This is a genomic window from Megasphaera sp. ASD88 (assembly GCF_002287425.1).
Classification (GTDB): domain Bacteria; phylum Bacillota; class Negativicutes; order Veillonellales; family Megasphaeraceae; genus Megasphaera; species Megasphaera stantonii.
On the sequence record NZ_NQXW01000007.1, the window covers coordinates 76,104 to 90,448 of the forward strand.

Sequence of the window (14,345 nt, forward strand, 5' to 3'; positions counted from 1 at the left end):
TTTTTTATTATTCTGCCTCCTGGCAGTCCTTGCATACACCCAGGAAAGACAAACTCACGCCGCTGACAGAAAATCCTGTCTGCGCCTCGGCCTGTCTGGCCAGCTGGCCTTCGTCGATATCGACGTCGAGCACACGGTTGCATTTGACGCACCGTATATGGGCGTGCTGGGATGTATTATAATCGTAGCGGTGGGCGTCTTCGCCGCACTGCAAAATTTTTACTACGCCGATTTTTGCAAAAATCTCCATGGTCTTGTACACCGTCGCCAAGCTCATCGATGGATACTGGGGCTGGAGCTGCTGGTAAATGGATTCTGCGTTGGGATGGGTCATATTATGATCGATCGCATCGTATACAGCCAGCCGCTGCGGCGTAACCTTGTAGCCGTTACTCCGTAATAATTCGGCAATATTCATATCGTTTCCCCCCTTTTGTGCAAGGATACTGAGCATACTAACTAAACATATAATATGCGAAAGTATTCTCTATTACATTGTAACGGTTATTAATAGATTTTTCAATATAAATAGATAAAATTTTTTAATTTGACGAATACAAAATTTGCAAGCATAATATATACTATATTAGAAAGGAGTTTTCCATGACAGACCAACACATTATTCAAACAATCGCTCATACGATACACGTGTCAGAAAAGCAAATCCAGACGGCCCTGAGCCTCCTGCAAAGCGGCAACACGATTCCCTTTATCGCCCGTTACCGCAAGGAAGCGACGGGTATGCTGAACGAAATACAGCTGCGCCAAATCCAGGAGCAGTACGAATATGAACAAGCCCTGTCCAGCCGCCGCGAAGCCGTGCGCCAGTCCATTATGGAGCAAGGCCAGTGGACGGAAGAATTAGGCCGTCTCCTAGACCAGGCCGGCAAGCTGCAGGAAATCGAAGACCTTTACATGCCTTATAAGCCGAAAAAACGGACAAAAGCGTCCATGGCCCGCGACGCCGGGCTGGAGCCGCTGGCCGACATATTCTGGCAGCAGGACCCCCACGGGCCGTCTCCGGAAGAGGCCGCCGAGTCTTACCTGAACGAAACGATACCGACAATCGAAGACGCCATTGCCGGCGCGGCCAATATTTTAGCGGAACGCATGTCCGAGCTTGCGCCGTACCGTCAGTATCTCCGCCGCGCCTTGTGGAAAACGTCAAAGCTGGAATGTACCCTATTAGTCGAAGAGGACGAAGCCAAGGCCATGCTGACCTATAAGGATTTCAGCGGCCGCATCGCCTCCCTTCCCAGCCACCGCATACTGGCCATCAACCGCGGAGAAGCGCAGAAACTGCTGAAGGTAACTCTGACCGACACGCCGGACGCCAACATCGGCAAGCTCATACAAGACGTAACGGTCTGCAATTCGCCTTACGGGCAGATCATCGCCGCAGCAGCCGCCGACAGCTATAAGCGCCTCATCTTCCCCCAGTTGGAACGGGAAATCCGCAGCGACCTGACAGAACGGGCCGAAAAGCAGGCCATTTCTATCTTCGCCAAGAACCTGCGCAGCCTGCTCCTTCAGCCGCCCTTTGCCGGACAGGTAATCTTAGGCCTGGACCCGGGATACCGCACGGGCTGCAAGGCCGCCGTCATCGACGCGACGGGCAACGTCCTCGACTACGGCGTCTGCTATTTGACCGGCTCGGAAAAACAGCGCCGCGCCAGCGCCGACACCCTCCTGAGCATGATTCAAAATCACGGCGTAACGCTCTTATCTATCGGAAACGGCACGGCCTCTTATGAAACGGAGCAGTTCGTAGCCAGCCTCATTCAGGAAAACGACTTATCCTGCCGCTACATCATCGCCAACGAATCAGGCGCGTCGGTCTACTCTGCGTCCGATCTGGCTAGGGAAGAGCTGCCCGACCTGGATGTCACCATCCGCGGAGCCGTATCCATTGCCCGCCGGATTCAGGATCCCCTGGCAGAGGCCGTCAAAATCGACCCGAAATCAATCGGCGTCGGCCAATATCAGCACGACGTCAACCAAAAGTCCTTATCAGCCGCCCTGGACGCCGTCGTCGAATCCGTCGTCAACTACGTCGGCGTCGACCTCAACACGGCGTCGGCAGCCCTGCTGCAGCATGTATCGGGCTTGACGGCGGCCACGGCGGCCAATATCGTCGCCTACCGCAAGGAAAACGGCCCCTTTCACAGCCGGCAGGAGCTGCTGTCGGTCAACCGCTTAGGCCCGGCTACCTTTACGCAGTGCGCCGGCTTCCTGCGCATTAAAGGCGGCGACGAACCCTTGGACAACACGTCGGTCCATCCCGAATCGTACGAGCTGACAGAAAAAATCATCAGCCATTATGGCCTGACGAAAGCAGACCTCCACGACGAAGAGAAACTCCGCGCCCTGCAAAGCAAGGTGCAGATGAACGCCGTCCCTGTCCTGGCCGCCAAATTCCAGGCCGGCGAGCCGACGATCCGCGATATCCTGGAAGAGCTGCGCAAGCCGGGCCGCGACGTCCGCAGCGAATTTCCCTTGCCGCTGACGCGCCGCAACGTCGTATCTCTGGACGAATTAAAAATAGGAACCGTCGTCCGCGGCACCGTCCACAACGTCGTCGACTTCGGCGCCTTCGTCGACTTCGGCTTAAAGACACCGGGGCTGATTCACCGCTCCGAGCTGTGCAATCATCCCTTCCGCCACCCGACCGACGTCATCAGCGTCGGAGACGTCGTCGATGCCGTCATCATCTCCGTCGACAGCTCCCGCGGCCGCGTCGGCTTATCGATCAAAAAATTAAAGCAATCCCTGAAAAAACCAACAGAATCCTGACACAACAGCCAGATGTGCCCCGGCATATCTGGCTGTTTTCCATATTAAAGTATATCTCCGTATACGAAAAAAACGCTAGTGCATCACTGCACTAGCGCTCTCGAGTCTGGTGGGCGATAACAGGATCGAACTGCTGACATCCTGCTTGTAAGGCAGGCGCTCTCCCAGCTGAGCTAATCGCCCAAATAGTGGTGACCCCTACGGGATTCGAACCCATGTTCTCGCCGTGAAAGGGCGGTGTCTTAAACCACTTGACCAAGGGGCCATGGCTCCTCAAGTAGGACTCGAACCTACGACAAATCGGTTAACAGCCGATTGCTCTACCGACTGAGCTATTGAGGAATAACTCATGTGTTCTCACTGGAACGATATTTATTATACTAGTAAGAAAGAAAAAATGCAAGTACTTTTTTGAAATTTTTTTGATGAATTCTGACGCCTCTATGTCCCAGCCTGCTCGCCGGCCTTATACATCCATTTTACCGCAATTACCCTTGTTTCAGCCGTTTGATAAAGCTGAAAATACAATACGCCGACGCAGCAGCCGCCAAGCCGCCTCCGGCATAGCCGATATAGGCAATAGAACTGTACGTAGAAACCATGCCGCCAATCCAGGTGCCGCTGCCGATTCCCAAGTTGAAGATGCCGGAAAAAATAGACATCGCCACGGCAGCCGCGCTGAGAGACGTATGCTGAATTAGTTCGGCCTGGAAAGATACGTTGAAGATCGTAGCAGCCATGCCGAGGACCGCGCATAATATCATGACGGCATACAAGCTGCCTGAAGCCGCGTGCAGCAATAATGGCGGCACAGCCATGCAGATAAACGACAGGCGAAGCATTCCGAAGCGAAAATGGCCGTAGCCGCGCGAAAACAAGACGCTGCCGCCTAATCCGCTGAGGCCGAAAAGAATCAGCGTCAAAGTAATCCACTCTTCCGACATACCGGCAATCTGCTGCAAAAACGGTTCGATATAGCTGTAACTCGTATAATATGCCGTCGCCATGACTACGGTCAGCCCATATAAACGAATCAAGACGGGATTTTTAACGAGGGCAGCTGCCGTACCGAGAAGGCCGAGCGGCTGGGAATCTGCGGAAATACGCGCCATATATAAACCAAGGTGAGAAAAGATATGATGCCGATCGTCAAGAAGGTCATGCGCCAGCCAATATACAAGCCGATAACGCGGCCTAAAGGCAGGCCTAAAATCATCGCGATAGAAGTTCCCGTCGCCACCATGCTCAGCGCCGTCGAGCGATCTTCCTTTTCTACGAGCTGAACGGCCATAGGAGCCGCAATAGACCAAAAGACGGAATGAGCGCAGGCCACGCAGATGCGCGACGCCGTCAGCAATGCATATTGGCTGGAAAAAGCCGATAGTGCCTGCCCCAGACAAAACACGCCCAGCGTCATCAGCAGCAGCTTGCGGTATTCTACCTTGCAGGCCAGCAGCATGAGAGGCAGCGATAAAATCGTAACCGCCCAGGAATAGGCCGATATCATGACGCCGGCCTGCGCTTCGGTAATCTGAAAGTCCGAAGCGATGCTCGTCAGCAGTCCAATCGGCATAAATTCCGACGTATTAAATAAAAAAGCCGAAACGGTAATCCCCGCCAGGGGCAGAAATTGACGCAATGAAATACGGTGGTTCATAAAAAAACGACATCTCCTGATATAGCTAAGAATTGAACTTCCCTATCATATAAAATTTTAAGCGAAAGTTCAAGAAAAATGCACGTAAAAAAGCTCTCGCGAAAAATCACGAGAGCTTTTGCAATTACATTTACACAGGTAAGAACAACTCTTACATCATGCCAGGCATGCCGCCCATGCCGGGAGCTGCCGGGGCTGCCGGAGCCGGTTCCGGTTTGTCTGCAACCAACGTTTCCGTCGTCAATACCAATGCGGCGATGGAAGCAGCGTTCTGCAAGGCCGTACGCGTAACCTTAGCCGGGTCTACGATACCGGCTTTTACCATGTCGACGTATTCTTCCGTCAGCGCGTTAAAGCCAACGCCCTTATCGGATGCTTTAACCTTCGCTACGATAACCGAGCCTTCCAAGCCTGCATTGGCAGCAATCTGACGAACCGGTTCTTCAATAGCGCGTTTTACGAGGTTGATGCCCGTCTGTACGTCGCCTTCTTCATGGAATTCATCCAAAGCCGGGAGAATGTCGATGAACGTCGTGCCGCCGCCGGCTACGATGCCTTCTTCAACAGCTGCGCGCGTAGCGTTCAAGGCGTCTTCGAGGCGAAGCTTCTTATCTTTCAATTCAACTTCCGTTGCAGCGCCGACTTCGATGACAGCTACGCCGCCGGACATCTTGGCCAAGCGTTCCTGCAATTTTTCTTTATCGAAATCAGACGTCGTTTCAGCGATCTGCGCTTTGATCTGCGCAACGCGGTTTTTGATTTCTTCAGCGTTGCCGTGGCCTTCAACGATCGTCGTTTCGTCCTTCGTAACGCGAACCTGACGGGCCGTGCCGAGGTCTTCCATCGTAATGCTGTCAAGTTTGCGGCCTACGTCTTCTGTGATGACAGTAGCGCCGGTGAGGATAGCGATATCCTGAAGCATCGCTTTGCGGCGGTCGCCGAAGCCCGGAGCCTTAACGGCAACGGCTCTGAAGGTGCCGCGGAGCTTGTTGACTACCAACGTCGCCAACGCTTCGCCTTCTACGTCTTCTGCGATGATGAGGAGTTCTTTGCCGGCCTGTACGACTTTTTCGAGGACAGGGAGCATTTCCTGAATAGAAGCGATTTTGCGGTCCGTAACGAGGATGTACGGTTCAGTCATAACGGCTTCCATCTTATCCGGGTCCGTTACCATGTACGGGGAAATGTAGCCGCGGTCGAACTGCATGCCTTCGACGACAGACAGCTGCGTACCCATCGTCTTGGATTCTTCAACGGTGATGACACCGTCTTTACCAACTTTTTCCATAGCGTCGGCAATGAGGCCGCCGATTTCTTCGTCGCCTGCGGAAATAGAAGCTACCTGAGCAATAGCAGCTTTATCGGAAACGGCGATGGAACGCTGTTTGATTTCTTCTACCAATTTAGCGACAGCTTTTTCAATGCCCCGTTTCAAAATCATCGGGTTCGCGCCGGCCGCTACGTTGCGCATGCCTTCCTGGATCATAGCCTGAGCCAGCAGCGTAGCCGTCGTCGTGCCGTCGCCTGCTACGTCGTTCGTCTTCGTAGCGACTTCTTTGACGAGCTGTGCGCCCATGTTTTCAAAGGGATCTTCCAATTCGATGTCGCGGGCAATCGTTACACCGTCGTTCGTAATCGTCGGGGCGCCGAATTTCTTATCCAATACGACGTTGCGGCCTTTAGGTCCCAACGTAACTTTTACTGCGTTTGCCAAAGCGTCGACGCCTTTGCCCAAAGCGCGGCGTGCTTCTTCATTGAACAAAATCTGTTTTGCCATTGTTAAACACTCTCCTGTATGTAAAGTAATCTAGGTTCTATAAAATTAGCAAATAGCCAAGATGTCGCGTTCGCTGACGATCAAATATTCAGTGCCTTCATATTTGACTTCCGTGCCTGCATATTTGGAGAAAATAATCTTGTCGCCGACTTTTACATCCAATGCAACGCGGCTGCCATTGTCCTGCACTTTGCCGGGACCTACGGCAACGACTTCGCCCTGGCTCGGCTTTTCTTTAGCCGTATCAGGCAAAAAGATGCCGCTGGCAGTTTTTTCTTCTTGTTCCAGTACGCGGATAACAACGCGATCTCCTAACGGTTTTAACATTTTATATTCCTCCTCAATCATACACTGTATCTTTCATTTTGTTAGCACTCGCTGTATCCGAGTGCTAATTACAATATATATATTACTCATGAAAGGTGAAAAAGTCAAGACTTTTGTCTTCTTTTTTTCGCAACCCTTACGTCGAGCCGCCGCGGCGCTGCTCTGCGCTGGCAACGACCGCCTCAGCAACAGATTTTAACGAACGGCGCTTTTTCATGCTGTATTGCTGCAGACGGCGATACGCCTCCTGTTCGGATATCTTATACAGCTCCATCAAGTAGCCCTTTGCCTTTTCGACAACTTTTCTCGTCTCTATGCGCTCGTTCATTTCCCAGAGCTGCCGCGCCGTTTCTTCCTGCCGTTTAAACTGAGATATGGCGATTTCCATGGCAGGAAACAGGTTGACCGGGCTCACGGGCTTGACCAAATACCCCAGCACACCCGAATCCTTGGCTTGCTCAACGACGTCCTGCTGGCTGTAAGCCGTCAGCAGCAAAACCGGCGCAATGCGTTCGTGACAGATCATTTTAGCCGCATGGATGCCGTCCAGCCGCGGCATTTTGATGTCCAGCAATACGATATCCGGCTTTTCTTTCCGCGCCAATTCCAGCGTTTCCACGCCGTCGGCCGCTTCCCCCACGACCACATGGCCGGCTTCTTCGAGCATTTCGCATAAATCCAGCCGGATGATAGATTCATCGTCCCCAATTACGACGCGATACCCCATATTCGTTATCCCCTCTCTGCAATAGAAAACTGTATTCGTACTTCCGTGCCGTGCGGCACAACGGGAGTAAACGACAACTCTCCTTTTAAATCCTTTTCTACCAACGTGCGGACGATTGTCAGGCCCAAATGCTTGCGCCCTTCGCCGCCTTGCGGCAAGGTCATGCCGACGCCCGTATCGCTGACGGTCAGCGCGCACGTCGTCCCTGCCTGCGTCACGGCGACGCGCACTTCCCCTTCGTCCAGCCCCTCAAAGCCGTGGATGATGGCATTAGTAATCAGTTCATTCAGCACTAACGCCAGCGACGTAGCCATATCCGACGGCAGGGGCAGCTCGTTTCCGGAAAACGACGTCCTGACGCGGCATTCCGCCCCGGCCATGCCATGAGTCAGCAGCGACAGCAGCTGTTTGGCGACTACGCAGATATCAATAGATTCTTCGTCGTGGTGCGATAAAATTTCATGAACCAAGGAAATGCTGAGTATGCGGTTTACGCTTTCCTGCAGCACATCCTTCGCCTCCCGGCTTTCGGTCCTGCGCATCTGCATGCGCAGCAGGCTGGCGACAGTCTGCAAATTATTTTTTACGCGGTGGTGAATTTCCTTGATAACCGACGTCTTGATCATCAGCTCTTCTTCTTTGCGGTACAACTCAGTCCGCTCCGTCAAAATAGCTATGACCCGATATACCTTGCCGCGCCGCAGCAGAGGAATGACCCGCCGCGTGACGACGACTTCCCCGAAGGTAATGTCCTCGGCAAAGCCTTCCCGCGTCGCCAGGGCCTGCTTCGCGCCGGTCAGATTGGTCCGGCTGTTGTAGATATTAGAGCCGACCAGCATGCCGGAATATCCGCGCATGTGCATGATGCTTTCCGCCATTTCGTCTGCGTAAATCACGACGCCGTTGCAGTTGATGAGGATGACGCCGTCCTGCACGGATAAGGGGCGGTACAGCTTGCGGAAATCCCTCTCGATGGGGACCTGCAGAGCCAAAAAAGCCGTTTCAGTCAGCATATCGCGGTTGCTTTCTATCGTGCCGACAAAGGCGACGACGGCGATCGTTTCCCCGCCGTTATCGACGAAGGGATAGGCGAACAGCGGCTCAATACGCCCATAATCTACCTCTTTGCTGCCTTGCATCATCTGCCCCGTCTGCAGTACCTGCAGCACGACCGGTTCTTCGTACCCGGCGCAGACTGTTCCAGCTTTTTTTCTATTCGCCTGCGTTTCCGCCGGCTGCAGCAGCGGAAGGCGCTGCGCCGCCAAGACTACCGTGCCTGCCTTCTGCCCCGGCACAAAGACCAGCAGCTCCCGATGGGATAAGTCGCTGGCAAACTGCAGCAAATCTTCGCTGTTTTTTAGAATATGAATTTGTACGTCCGACAAGGCGCTGGCACTGCGGCAAATCGTTTCAATAGAAGACATAATCAGGACCTCTTTAATACGAGGAAATCGCCAAGGCCGGCTTGGCGTTGAGCGTCAGATCGGCGAAATGCCCTTCCAGGGCCATGTAATAAGCCCGGCATCCAATCATCGCCCCGTTGTCCGTACATAAAACGGGCTCTGGCCGATAAAATGAATACCCGTGGGCTGCGCAGGCCTGTTCCATCGCCGCGGCTAAGGCGCTGTTGGCCGAAACGCCGCCGGCAACGGCAATCTTGTTCATACCGCAGTACGTCGCTGCATCCATGGTCTTTTCTACCAGCGTTTCCACTACGGTCTTTTGGAAGCTTGCAGCAACGTCGTGTACATCATAGGGCTGCTTTCGCTGTTCCTGTGTATGAAGGTAATTCAGCACCGCCGATTTTAAGCCGCTGAAACTGAATTCAAAGTTATGCTTTTCATGCAGGGCCTTAGGAAATGCAATGGCGTCAGGATTTCCGTCCTTCGCCAGCTTGTCGATCTGCGGGCCGCCAGGATAGGGATAGCCCATGACGCGGGCAATTTTATCGAAGGCTTCCCCCGCCGCGTCGTCCCGCGTCTGCCCCAGCAGCGTAAACGTATTGTATCCTTCGATTTTTACCAGCTGCGTGTGGCCTCCCGACACGACCAGCGCCAAAAAGGGCGGCTCCAGCTCGGGATGGCTGAGGAAATTGGCAAAAATATGTCCCTCCATGTGGTTGACGCCGACCAAGGGCTTATCCAAGGCAAAGCTCAGGGCCTTGGCGGCCGCGACGCCGACCAGCAGCGCGCCGACTAACCCCGGGCCATAGGTAACGCCAATGTGATCTATCTCCTGCAGCGACACATGCGCCGTATCGAGAGCTTCTTTAATAATCGGCATGACGTATTCGATATGCTGCCGCGAAGCAATTTCCGGGACGACGCCGCCGAATTTACGGTGAATCGGCACCTGCGTCGATATGATATTAGAAAGAATCTGCCGTCCGTCCTGAATGACGGCGGCCGACGTTTCGTCGCAACTCGTTTCCAGTGCTAAAGTATACATCCTTACTCATCCTTTTTATATGAATTGGTAATCCACTGATAATTTTCTTTTTTACAGTCCATTACGTAGGCGTCTTCTTCCGGCTCAGAATAATAGTTTTTCCGTACTGACAGGACCTGATATCCTAATTTGCGGTACAAATGCAGCGCCCCGATATTAGAAACGCGCACTTCCAAAAAAATATCGCTGCATCCGTCTTCCCAAGCCGCTTCCATCAAGACCCGCAGCAGCAGTTCACCGTAGCCTTGCCGGCGGTACTGCTGTTTCAGCGCGATGTTCGTAATCTGCCCTTCGTCAAGAACGCGCCACAACCCGGCATATCCGGCAATGGTTCCATCTTCATCGGCTAATACGTAATACATGGTCAAATTCGGATTGGCCAGCTCTCTGGTTATCGCCTGCAGCGACCACGGCACGGAAAAAGATTCTGTCTCTACGTCGAAAATTCCCTGGGCGTCAGCCCCTTCTGCTTTTCTTACAATCATAGGCACCGTTGGCCTCCATGACGTTTTTCCCACAATACCTCCGCCTCGCTCCGGCGCTTGTACGCCGGCGTCAAGGTCATACAGTCGTCTGCCTCTCCGGCGGCCAGGCGCTGCTGGCCGGCAAGAGCCAGGCTGCCAGCACGAGGAATAACCACCGTCGGCGGTGCAATGCGGAATAAATCGCTGGCAGCGGCGATCTTCTGCCGGCCCAGCAAGGCGCCGTCTCCGCAAAATACGACGGGCTCGCCCTGCTGCTGCAGCCGTTCCAATACGTCGTCCAACGGCATGACAGACACGTCGTCCAGCGTTTCCAGTATGCCCCGGTTCCACTTGTATACCGATGCGTACACGTTCCCCTTCTGCGCGTCGATAAGAGGACAGATTTTATCCGCATTTCCTACAAAATTCCAAGCCAAACTCGTCGGCGTTTCTATGCCGACAATAGGCGTCTGCCAGGCAAAGGCCAATCCCTTAGCCGTCGCCAAGCCGATGCGCAGCCCCGTAAAAGACCCCGGTCCGATAGATACGACAATCCCGTCGATATCGGCTTTGCCTACCGACGCCTTATCCAGCATATCGGCGATATGCGGCATCAGCTGTTCCGAATGGGTTAATCTTGCTTGTATCGTAAGCTCCGCCCGCAGCGTCTGCTCATGTAAAAGGGCCACGCTCGACACAAGGCTGGATGTTTCAATGGCTAACAACATAAGACTCTACCTCTTTTTCCGCGGCAGCCCAGCGGGCGCCGTTAAATTCAAAATGAAAGATGCGTTCCGTCAAACCCTTTTTTTCGATAAAAACGCGAGCTGCGTCCTCCGGCAGGCGTTCGGGGAATTTTTCCGACCACTCGATGACGGTCACGCCTCTCGTCAAGTAATCGTCAAAACCCAAATCGTCTAATTCATATTCGTCTTCCAGACGATAAAAATCAAAATGCTGCAGCGGAACGGCATGTTCATAATAGTTCAATATAGTGAACGTCGGACTGACGACGGGCTCGTCAATGCCCATTCCCTTAGCAATGCCTTGGACAAAATGCGTTTTTCCCGCGCCCAAATCCCCCTGCAGCGCTAATACGTCGCCGTCGCTTAAAACTCGTCCTAACGCAGCGCCTAAGGCAATCGTATCTTGTTCCGAATGTGTTTCTATATCTATCATGACGCATCTCCTCACCTATGAAAATGATTCCAACCAGTCGGCTGTAATACAGACGTCTTTCCCTCATGCCGGACGTATACCTGTCCCTTGCCGGCCCGTGCCTGCCCAATGGCCGTCACATAGGGATACTCCCTCCGCAGGGCTTCGAAATCGTCGGGAGCCATCGTAAAGATCAACTCATAATCTTCTCCGCCGTTAAATACATAGGCATATATATCTTTCTGTACAGACTGGGCCCATTGCCGCAGCTCCTCGCTGCAGGGAATCGCCTCTTTATCCAATATCAAATCGACGCCGCTGGCCTTGGCAATTTCATTGGATTCGCTAGCTAAGCCGTCGCTGATGTCATTTAAACTATGGGCACGATATGCTACCAAAGCTCGTCCCAGTTGTATCTGCGGCGTTGGAAATTGATGAGCTTTTTTCAAATGAGCATACCCATCTATCCCATGAAGAAGTACATCCAGACCGCCGGCAGAATCGCCAATCGTATGCGAAACGGCGACGACATCGCCCGGCTTGGCTCCGCTGCGGCAAATAGCTTTCCCTGACTCCACTTCGCCAAAGGCCGCCACCGTGATGACTAACGCGCCTTTAGACAAAACCGTATCCCCGCCAATAATATTGACGCCGTAGGTTTTGCATATGTCTTTCATTCCCTCATACAGCGCCGTCAAATCAGCCATTTCCATATCCGTAGGAATTGCAGTAGACAGGACGATGTGCGTCGGAATGCCTCCCATCGCGGCGATATCGCTTAAATTAGAAGCCACTGCTTTATACCCGACATCAAACCAGGAAGCCGTTTTCCCTATGATGAAATGACTCCCCTCGACCATCGTATCAATGACGGCAATTTGTTCCATGCCTTCTGTCGTCTTATACACAGCGCCGTCGTCGCCAATTCCCACGACGACAGAAGAAGGATTAAACAAGGTCCCTTCCTTGACGGCATCAATGAATCCAAATTCGCCGATCTCTGAAATCTTCATGTTAGTACTCCTCATATATTTAGACTTTGAATATTTTTTGTGTATTCAGCGTTTGCCAGCGTAATGTTAATCCGCGACTAGCATAAAATTTTTTTAATAAAATCTTTAATATTTTTATATAAATATTCCGTAAATAACTCATTTACTTCTCTTTGTAAGTAATTTATAACTATTTTCTCTTGCTTCTCTAATTGGTCAAATTCACCTTCTAATACTTTTTCATACCGCTTCACTTCTTCACGATCACGTGCGGTCTTTGTTGAAAGTTCGTTATTCCAAGTATTGACAGAATAAATATGCCCTCGTGCCGTAGAGTATATCTCAATTACTGCACTTATAGTATCTTCGGGAAACATTCCTAATTTATCAGTATTGTGATCGTATATTACAAGAAAAGATTCGCTTAATAACATTTTACCCCTTTTATATTCAATATTTCCCTGCGAATCAATCTCTTCGATTAGCCTAAACGGAGGGCTTATCGATCGGCTACGTCGATACAGTTCCATCAATAGCGTTATTTCTGTTAATAAAGATAACGCTAATCTGTTTTTTATAATATACGCATTATAAGAATTTTTTACGTAAAAACCAAGTAATGCTAACAATGTAGTTAGTAAAATCGGATAAATATCCATCTCTAGGCTCAACTCGCTTTTTACTTTTTGTACAAGATGTATTTTAGTTTTAAATATTATAACATATCATAATAGTTATCACCAATAAAAAAGAGGTGCCAAGCTATGAATTAGCCTAACACCTCTTTTTATATTACAATATTATACTACTGCACAGCCGGTGCCGTCTCGTCGTCCGCTGCTTTTTCTAAAATCTTCGTAACCACCTTTTTAGTCACAGACCATACCAAATCAATGCCAGTGTTGATGAGCTTCGCGCGGATTTTCACCCAGCCAGACGTGGACTGTTCGGCTTCGGCTGTCTGCGCAGCTTCGAAATCACCGATAGCAGCATCAACGTAAGGAAAAACGGTGTTTTCTACAAAGTCCAACGTGTTGTCTTTCAATTCTTCGAATACTTCCTGCAATGCTTCGCTTACTACGTTTTTGATGTCTTCGTTCATTTTAAAATCTCCTTTTCCATTTTATTTACCATTGTTTCGCTCGCAATTTCCAGCAAATCAATATACAGCTGGTTCCGTGTCTTTACCCAGCTTGACGACGTCGTATTAATCTGCGCCTGCAGCTTAGCTCGCAGGATCTCTTTACGTTTATCAAGCTCAGACGTAAGTAGCTTAGACAGCAGCCGTTTGAGTAGATTTCCCATAATTTCACCCCCTTTCACGTGCGACAGATAAAACGATCACCTCCCTATTGCATCAGCTGATAATCGGTAACGCCGCGGGCAATCGCACGAGCAAAAGCGTCCTGGTAATGTGTAAGCAGGTCGGCGTCGTGGTCATTGCTGATAAACGCGAGCTCTACGAGGATTGCCGGCATAGATGTATTGTTTAGCACATACAGCCCGTTTTGTCCTGGAATCGCCAGCTTGACCCCCCGGTCGACAGTGTGCAGGCTATCGACAATCTGACGCTGTACTGCCTTGGCCAACATTTCGCCGGCCGTCGATCCGGGATAGCAATACGTTTCTGTTCCCAGCGCCGCGGGGGATTCCGCCGCGTTGCAGTGGATAGAAATAAACAGATCCGCGCCGCTGGCATTTGCCGTATCGCAAATCGTCGCTAAGTCGTCATGCTGCAGCACTGCAACGGCCACGCCGGCGCTGATGAGATACTGCGCCGCAGCGTTACCGACGGCTGCCGCAACGTCCGATTCACGCAAGCCTGTTCTTGCGTTGACTGCGCCGGGATCGGGCTTGCCATTCGGCGCATGACCGGGATTAATAAATACTTTCATGGTTTTGCTCCTTTCTCATTTGCCAGCTGCTCTAGCGTATCTCGCAATTTTTTCGGAATAGGAAGCCCGGCCTTCCCGGCATTTTCCAGTATGGACAGGCCTTCGTT

General features: G+C 51.6%; 18 protein-coding genes and 3 tRNA genes. 1 reads left to right on the top strand and 20 read right to left on the bottom strand.

Annotated features, from left to right (window positions below):
* Window positions 1-7: 7 nt before the first annotated feature.
* Window positions 8-418 (bottom strand): Fur family transcriptional regulator, encoded by a 411-nt coding sequence (locus CJ260_RS05905; RefSeq protein WP_087477986.1) that lies wholly within the window; start codon window positions 416-418, stop codon window positions 8-10.
* 185 nt (window positions 419-603) lie between these two features.
* Between CJ260_RS05905 and CJ260_RS05910 the strand changes: the two genes are divergently transcribed.
* Window positions 604-2,793: a Tex family protein gene (locus CJ260_RS05910; protein WP_095629540.1), complete on the top strand. Its 2,190-nt coding sequence runs from the start codon at window positions 604-606 to the stop codon at window positions 2,791-2,793.
* A gap of 107 nt (window positions 2,794-2,900) precedes the next feature.
* On the opposite strand, the gene CJ260_RS05915 is transcribed toward CJ260_RS05910, so the two are convergent.
* From CJ260_RS05915 to CJ260_RS06000, 19 genes are all read right to left on the bottom strand, one after another.
* Window positions 2,901-2,976 (bottom strand) — tRNA-Val (locus tag CJ260_RS05915).
* 6 nt (window positions 2,977-2,982) lie between these two features.
* Window positions 2,983-3,058: transfer RNA gene (locus CJ260_RS05920), tRNA-Glu, on the bottom strand.
* A gap of 1 nt (window position 3,059) precedes the next feature.
* Window positions 3,060-3,135, bottom strand: a tRNA-Asn gene (locus CJ260_RS05925).
* Between the two features lie 146 nt (window positions 3,136-3,281).
* Window positions 3,282-3,830, bottom strand: coding sequence for a hypothetical protein (locus tag CJ260_RS12950; RefSeq protein WP_233127904.1), 549 nt, complete (start codon window positions 3,828-3,830; stop codon window positions 3,282-3,284).
* Complete coding sequence (locus CJ260_RS12955; RefSeq protein WP_198947406.1) at window positions 3,827-4,450, bottom strand: MFS transporter; 624 nt, start codon at window positions 4,448-4,450, stop codon at window positions 3,827-3,829. Before CJ260_RS12955 ends, CJ260_RS12950 begins: the two co-directional genes overlap by 4 nt.
* A 151-nt stretch (window positions 4,451-4,601) precedes the next feature.
* Window positions 4,602-6,227, bottom strand: a complete 1,626-nt coding sequence (gene groL, locus CJ260_RS05935) for a chaperonin GroEL (RefSeq protein WP_087478854.1) — start codon at window positions 6,225-6,227, stop codon at window positions 4,602-4,604.
* A 45-nt stretch (window positions 6,228-6,272) separates the two neighbouring features.
* Complete coding sequence (gene groES, locus CJ260_RS05940; RefSeq protein ID WP_087478853.1) at window positions 6,273-6,554, bottom strand: co-chaperone GroES; 282 nt, start codon at window positions 6,552-6,554, stop codon at window positions 6,273-6,275.
* Between the two features lie 136 nt (window positions 6,555-6,690).
* The gene (locus tag CJ260_RS05945) at window positions 6,691-7,281 is read right to left on the bottom strand and encodes an ANTAR domain-containing response regulator (protein WP_095629541.1); all 591 of its coding nucleotides are present in this window, start codon (window positions 7,279-7,281) and stop codon (window positions 6,691-6,693) included.
* Between the two features lie 5 nt (window positions 7,282-7,286).
* The gene (locus CJ260_RS05950; protein WP_095629542.1) at window positions 7,287-8,705 is read right to left on the bottom strand and encodes a sensor histidine kinase; all 1,419 of its coding nucleotides are present in this window, start codon (window positions 8,703-8,705) and stop codon (window positions 7,287-7,289) included.
* A 13-nt stretch (window positions 8,706-8,718) separates the two neighbouring features.
* Window positions 8,719-9,729, bottom strand: coding sequence for a tRNA (adenosine(37)-N6)-threonylcarbamoyltransferase complex transferase subunit TsaD (gene tsaD / locus CJ260_RS05955; RefSeq protein ID WP_095629543.1), 1,011 nt, complete (start codon window positions 9,727-9,729; stop codon window positions 8,719-8,721).
* 2 nt (window positions 9,730-9,731) lie between these two features.
* Window positions 9,732-10,214 (bottom strand): ribosomal protein S18-alanine N-acetyltransferase, encoded by a 483-nt coding sequence (gene rimI, locus CJ260_RS05960; protein WP_095629544.1) that lies wholly within the window; start codon window positions 10,212-10,214, stop codon window positions 9,732-9,734.
* On the bottom strand, window positions 10,211-10,921 hold the full coding sequence (gene tsaB / locus CJ260_RS05965) for a tRNA (adenosine(37)-N6)-threonylcarbamoyltransferase complex dimerization subunit type 1 TsaB (RefSeq protein ID WP_095629545.1): 711 nt from the start codon (window positions 10,919-10,921) through the stop codon (window positions 10,211-10,213). The genes rimI and tsaB overlap by 4 nt, the downstream gene beginning before the upstream one ends.
* Window positions 10,905-11,372, bottom strand: a complete 468-nt coding sequence (gene tsaE / locus CJ260_RS05970; RefSeq protein WP_095629546.1) for a tRNA (adenosine(37)-N6)-threonylcarbamoyltransferase complex ATPase subunit type 1 TsaE — start codon at window positions 11,370-11,372, stop codon at window positions 10,905-10,907. Before tsaE ends, tsaB begins: the two co-directional genes overlap by 17 nt.
* Before the next feature lie 11 nt (window positions 11,373-11,383).
* Window positions 11,384-12,364, bottom strand: coding sequence for a thiamine-phosphate kinase (thiL, locus tag CJ260_RS05975; RefSeq protein ID WP_095629547.1), 981 nt, complete (start codon window positions 12,362-12,364; stop codon window positions 11,384-11,386).
* A 77-nt stretch (window positions 12,365-12,441) separates the two neighbouring features.
* Window positions 12,442-13,002 carry a hypothetical protein gene (locus CJ260_RS12690; protein WP_143747676.1) on the bottom strand — a complete coding sequence of 187 codons (561 nt, stop codon included), beginning with the start codon at window positions 13,000-13,002 and terminating at the stop codon, window positions 12,442-12,444.
* Between the two features lie 146 nt (window positions 13,003-13,148).
* Window positions 13,149-13,445 (bottom strand): hypothetical protein, encoded by a 297-nt coding sequence (locus tag CJ260_RS05985; RefSeq protein WP_095629549.1) that lies wholly within the window; start codon window positions 13,443-13,445, stop codon window positions 13,149-13,151.
* Window positions 13,442-13,648 carry a hypothetical protein gene (locus CJ260_RS05990; RefSeq protein ID WP_095629550.1) on the bottom strand — a complete coding sequence of 69 codons (207 nt, stop codon included), beginning with the start codon at window positions 13,646-13,648 and terminating at the stop codon, window positions 13,442-13,444. The genes CJ260_RS05985 and CJ260_RS05990 overlap by 4 nt, the downstream gene beginning before the upstream one ends.
* 44 nt (window positions 13,649-13,692) lie before the next feature.
* Window positions 13,693-14,238, bottom strand: a complete 546-nt coding sequence (locus CJ260_RS05995) for an N-acetylmuramoyl-L-alanine amidase (RefSeq protein WP_095629551.1) — start codon at window positions 14,236-14,238, stop codon at window positions 13,693-13,695.
* Window positions 14,235-14,345 (bottom strand): phage holin family protein (locus CJ260_RS06000; RefSeq protein ID WP_143747677.1); only part of this gene is annotated, 111 nt, incomplete at its 5' end. The genes CJ260_RS05995 and CJ260_RS06000, both read right to left, overlap by 4 nt.

Bases quoted from the DNA above. Each gene is read 5' to 3' on its own strand.
- CJ260_RS05905 (WP_087477986.1), bottom strand. From the start codon at position 418: ATGAATATTGCCGAATTATTACGGAGTAACGGCTACAAGGTTACGCCG.
- CJ260_RS05910 (WP_095629540.1), top strand. From the start codon at position 604: ATGACAGACCAACACATTATTCAAACAATCGCTCATACGATACACGTG.
- CJ260_RS12955 (WP_198947406.1), bottom strand. From the start codon at position 4,450: ATGAACCACCGTATTTCATTGCGTCAATTTCTGCCCCTGGCGGGGATT.
- groL (WP_087478854.1), bottom strand. From the start codon at position 6,227: ATGGCAAAACAGATTTTGTTCAATGAAGAAGCACGCCGCGCTTTGGGC.
- groES (WP_087478853.1), bottom strand. From the start codon at position 6,554: ATGTTAAAACCGTTAGGAGATCGCGTTGTTATCCGCGTACTGGAACAA.
- CJ260_RS05945 (WP_095629541.1), bottom strand. From the start codon at position 7,281: ATGGGGTATCGCGTCGTAATTGGGGACGATGAATCTATCATCCGGCTG.
- CJ260_RS05950 (WP_095629542.1), bottom strand. From the start codon at position 8,705: ATGTCTTCTATTGAAACGATTTGCCGCAGTGCCAGCGCCTTGTCGGAC.
- tsaD (WP_095629543.1), bottom strand. From the start codon at position 9,729: ATGTATACTTTAGCACTGGAAACGAGTTGCGACGAAACGTCGGCCGCC.
- rimI (WP_095629544.1), bottom strand. From the start codon at position 10,214: ATGATTGTAAGAAAAGCAGAAGGGGCTGACGCCCAGGGAATTTTCGAC.
- tsaB (WP_095629545.1), bottom strand. From the start codon at position 10,921: ATGTTGTTAGCCATTGAAACATCCAGCCTTGTGTCGAGCGTGGCCCTT.
- tsaE (WP_095629546.1), bottom strand. From the start codon at position 11,372: ATGATAGATATAGAAACACATTCGGAACAAGATACGATTGCCTTAGGC.
- thiL (WP_095629547.1), bottom strand. From the start codon at position 12,364: ATGAAGATTTCAGAGATCGGCGAATTTGGATTCATTGATGCCGTCAAG.
- CJ260_RS12690 (WP_143747676.1), bottom strand. From the start codon at position 13,002: ATGGATATTTATCCGATTTTACTAACTACATTGTTAGCATTACTTGGT.
- CJ260_RS05985 (WP_095629549.1), bottom strand. From the start codon at position 13,445: ATGAACGAAGACATCAAAAACGTAGTAAGCGAAGCATTGCAGGAAGTA.
- CJ260_RS05990 (WP_095629550.1), bottom strand. From the start codon at position 13,648: ATGGGAAATCTACTCAAACGGCTGCTGTCTAAGCTACTTACGTCTGAG.
- CJ260_RS05995 (WP_095629551.1), bottom strand. From the start codon at position 14,238: ATGAAAGTATTTATTAATCCCGGTCATGCGCCGAATGGCAAGCCCGAT.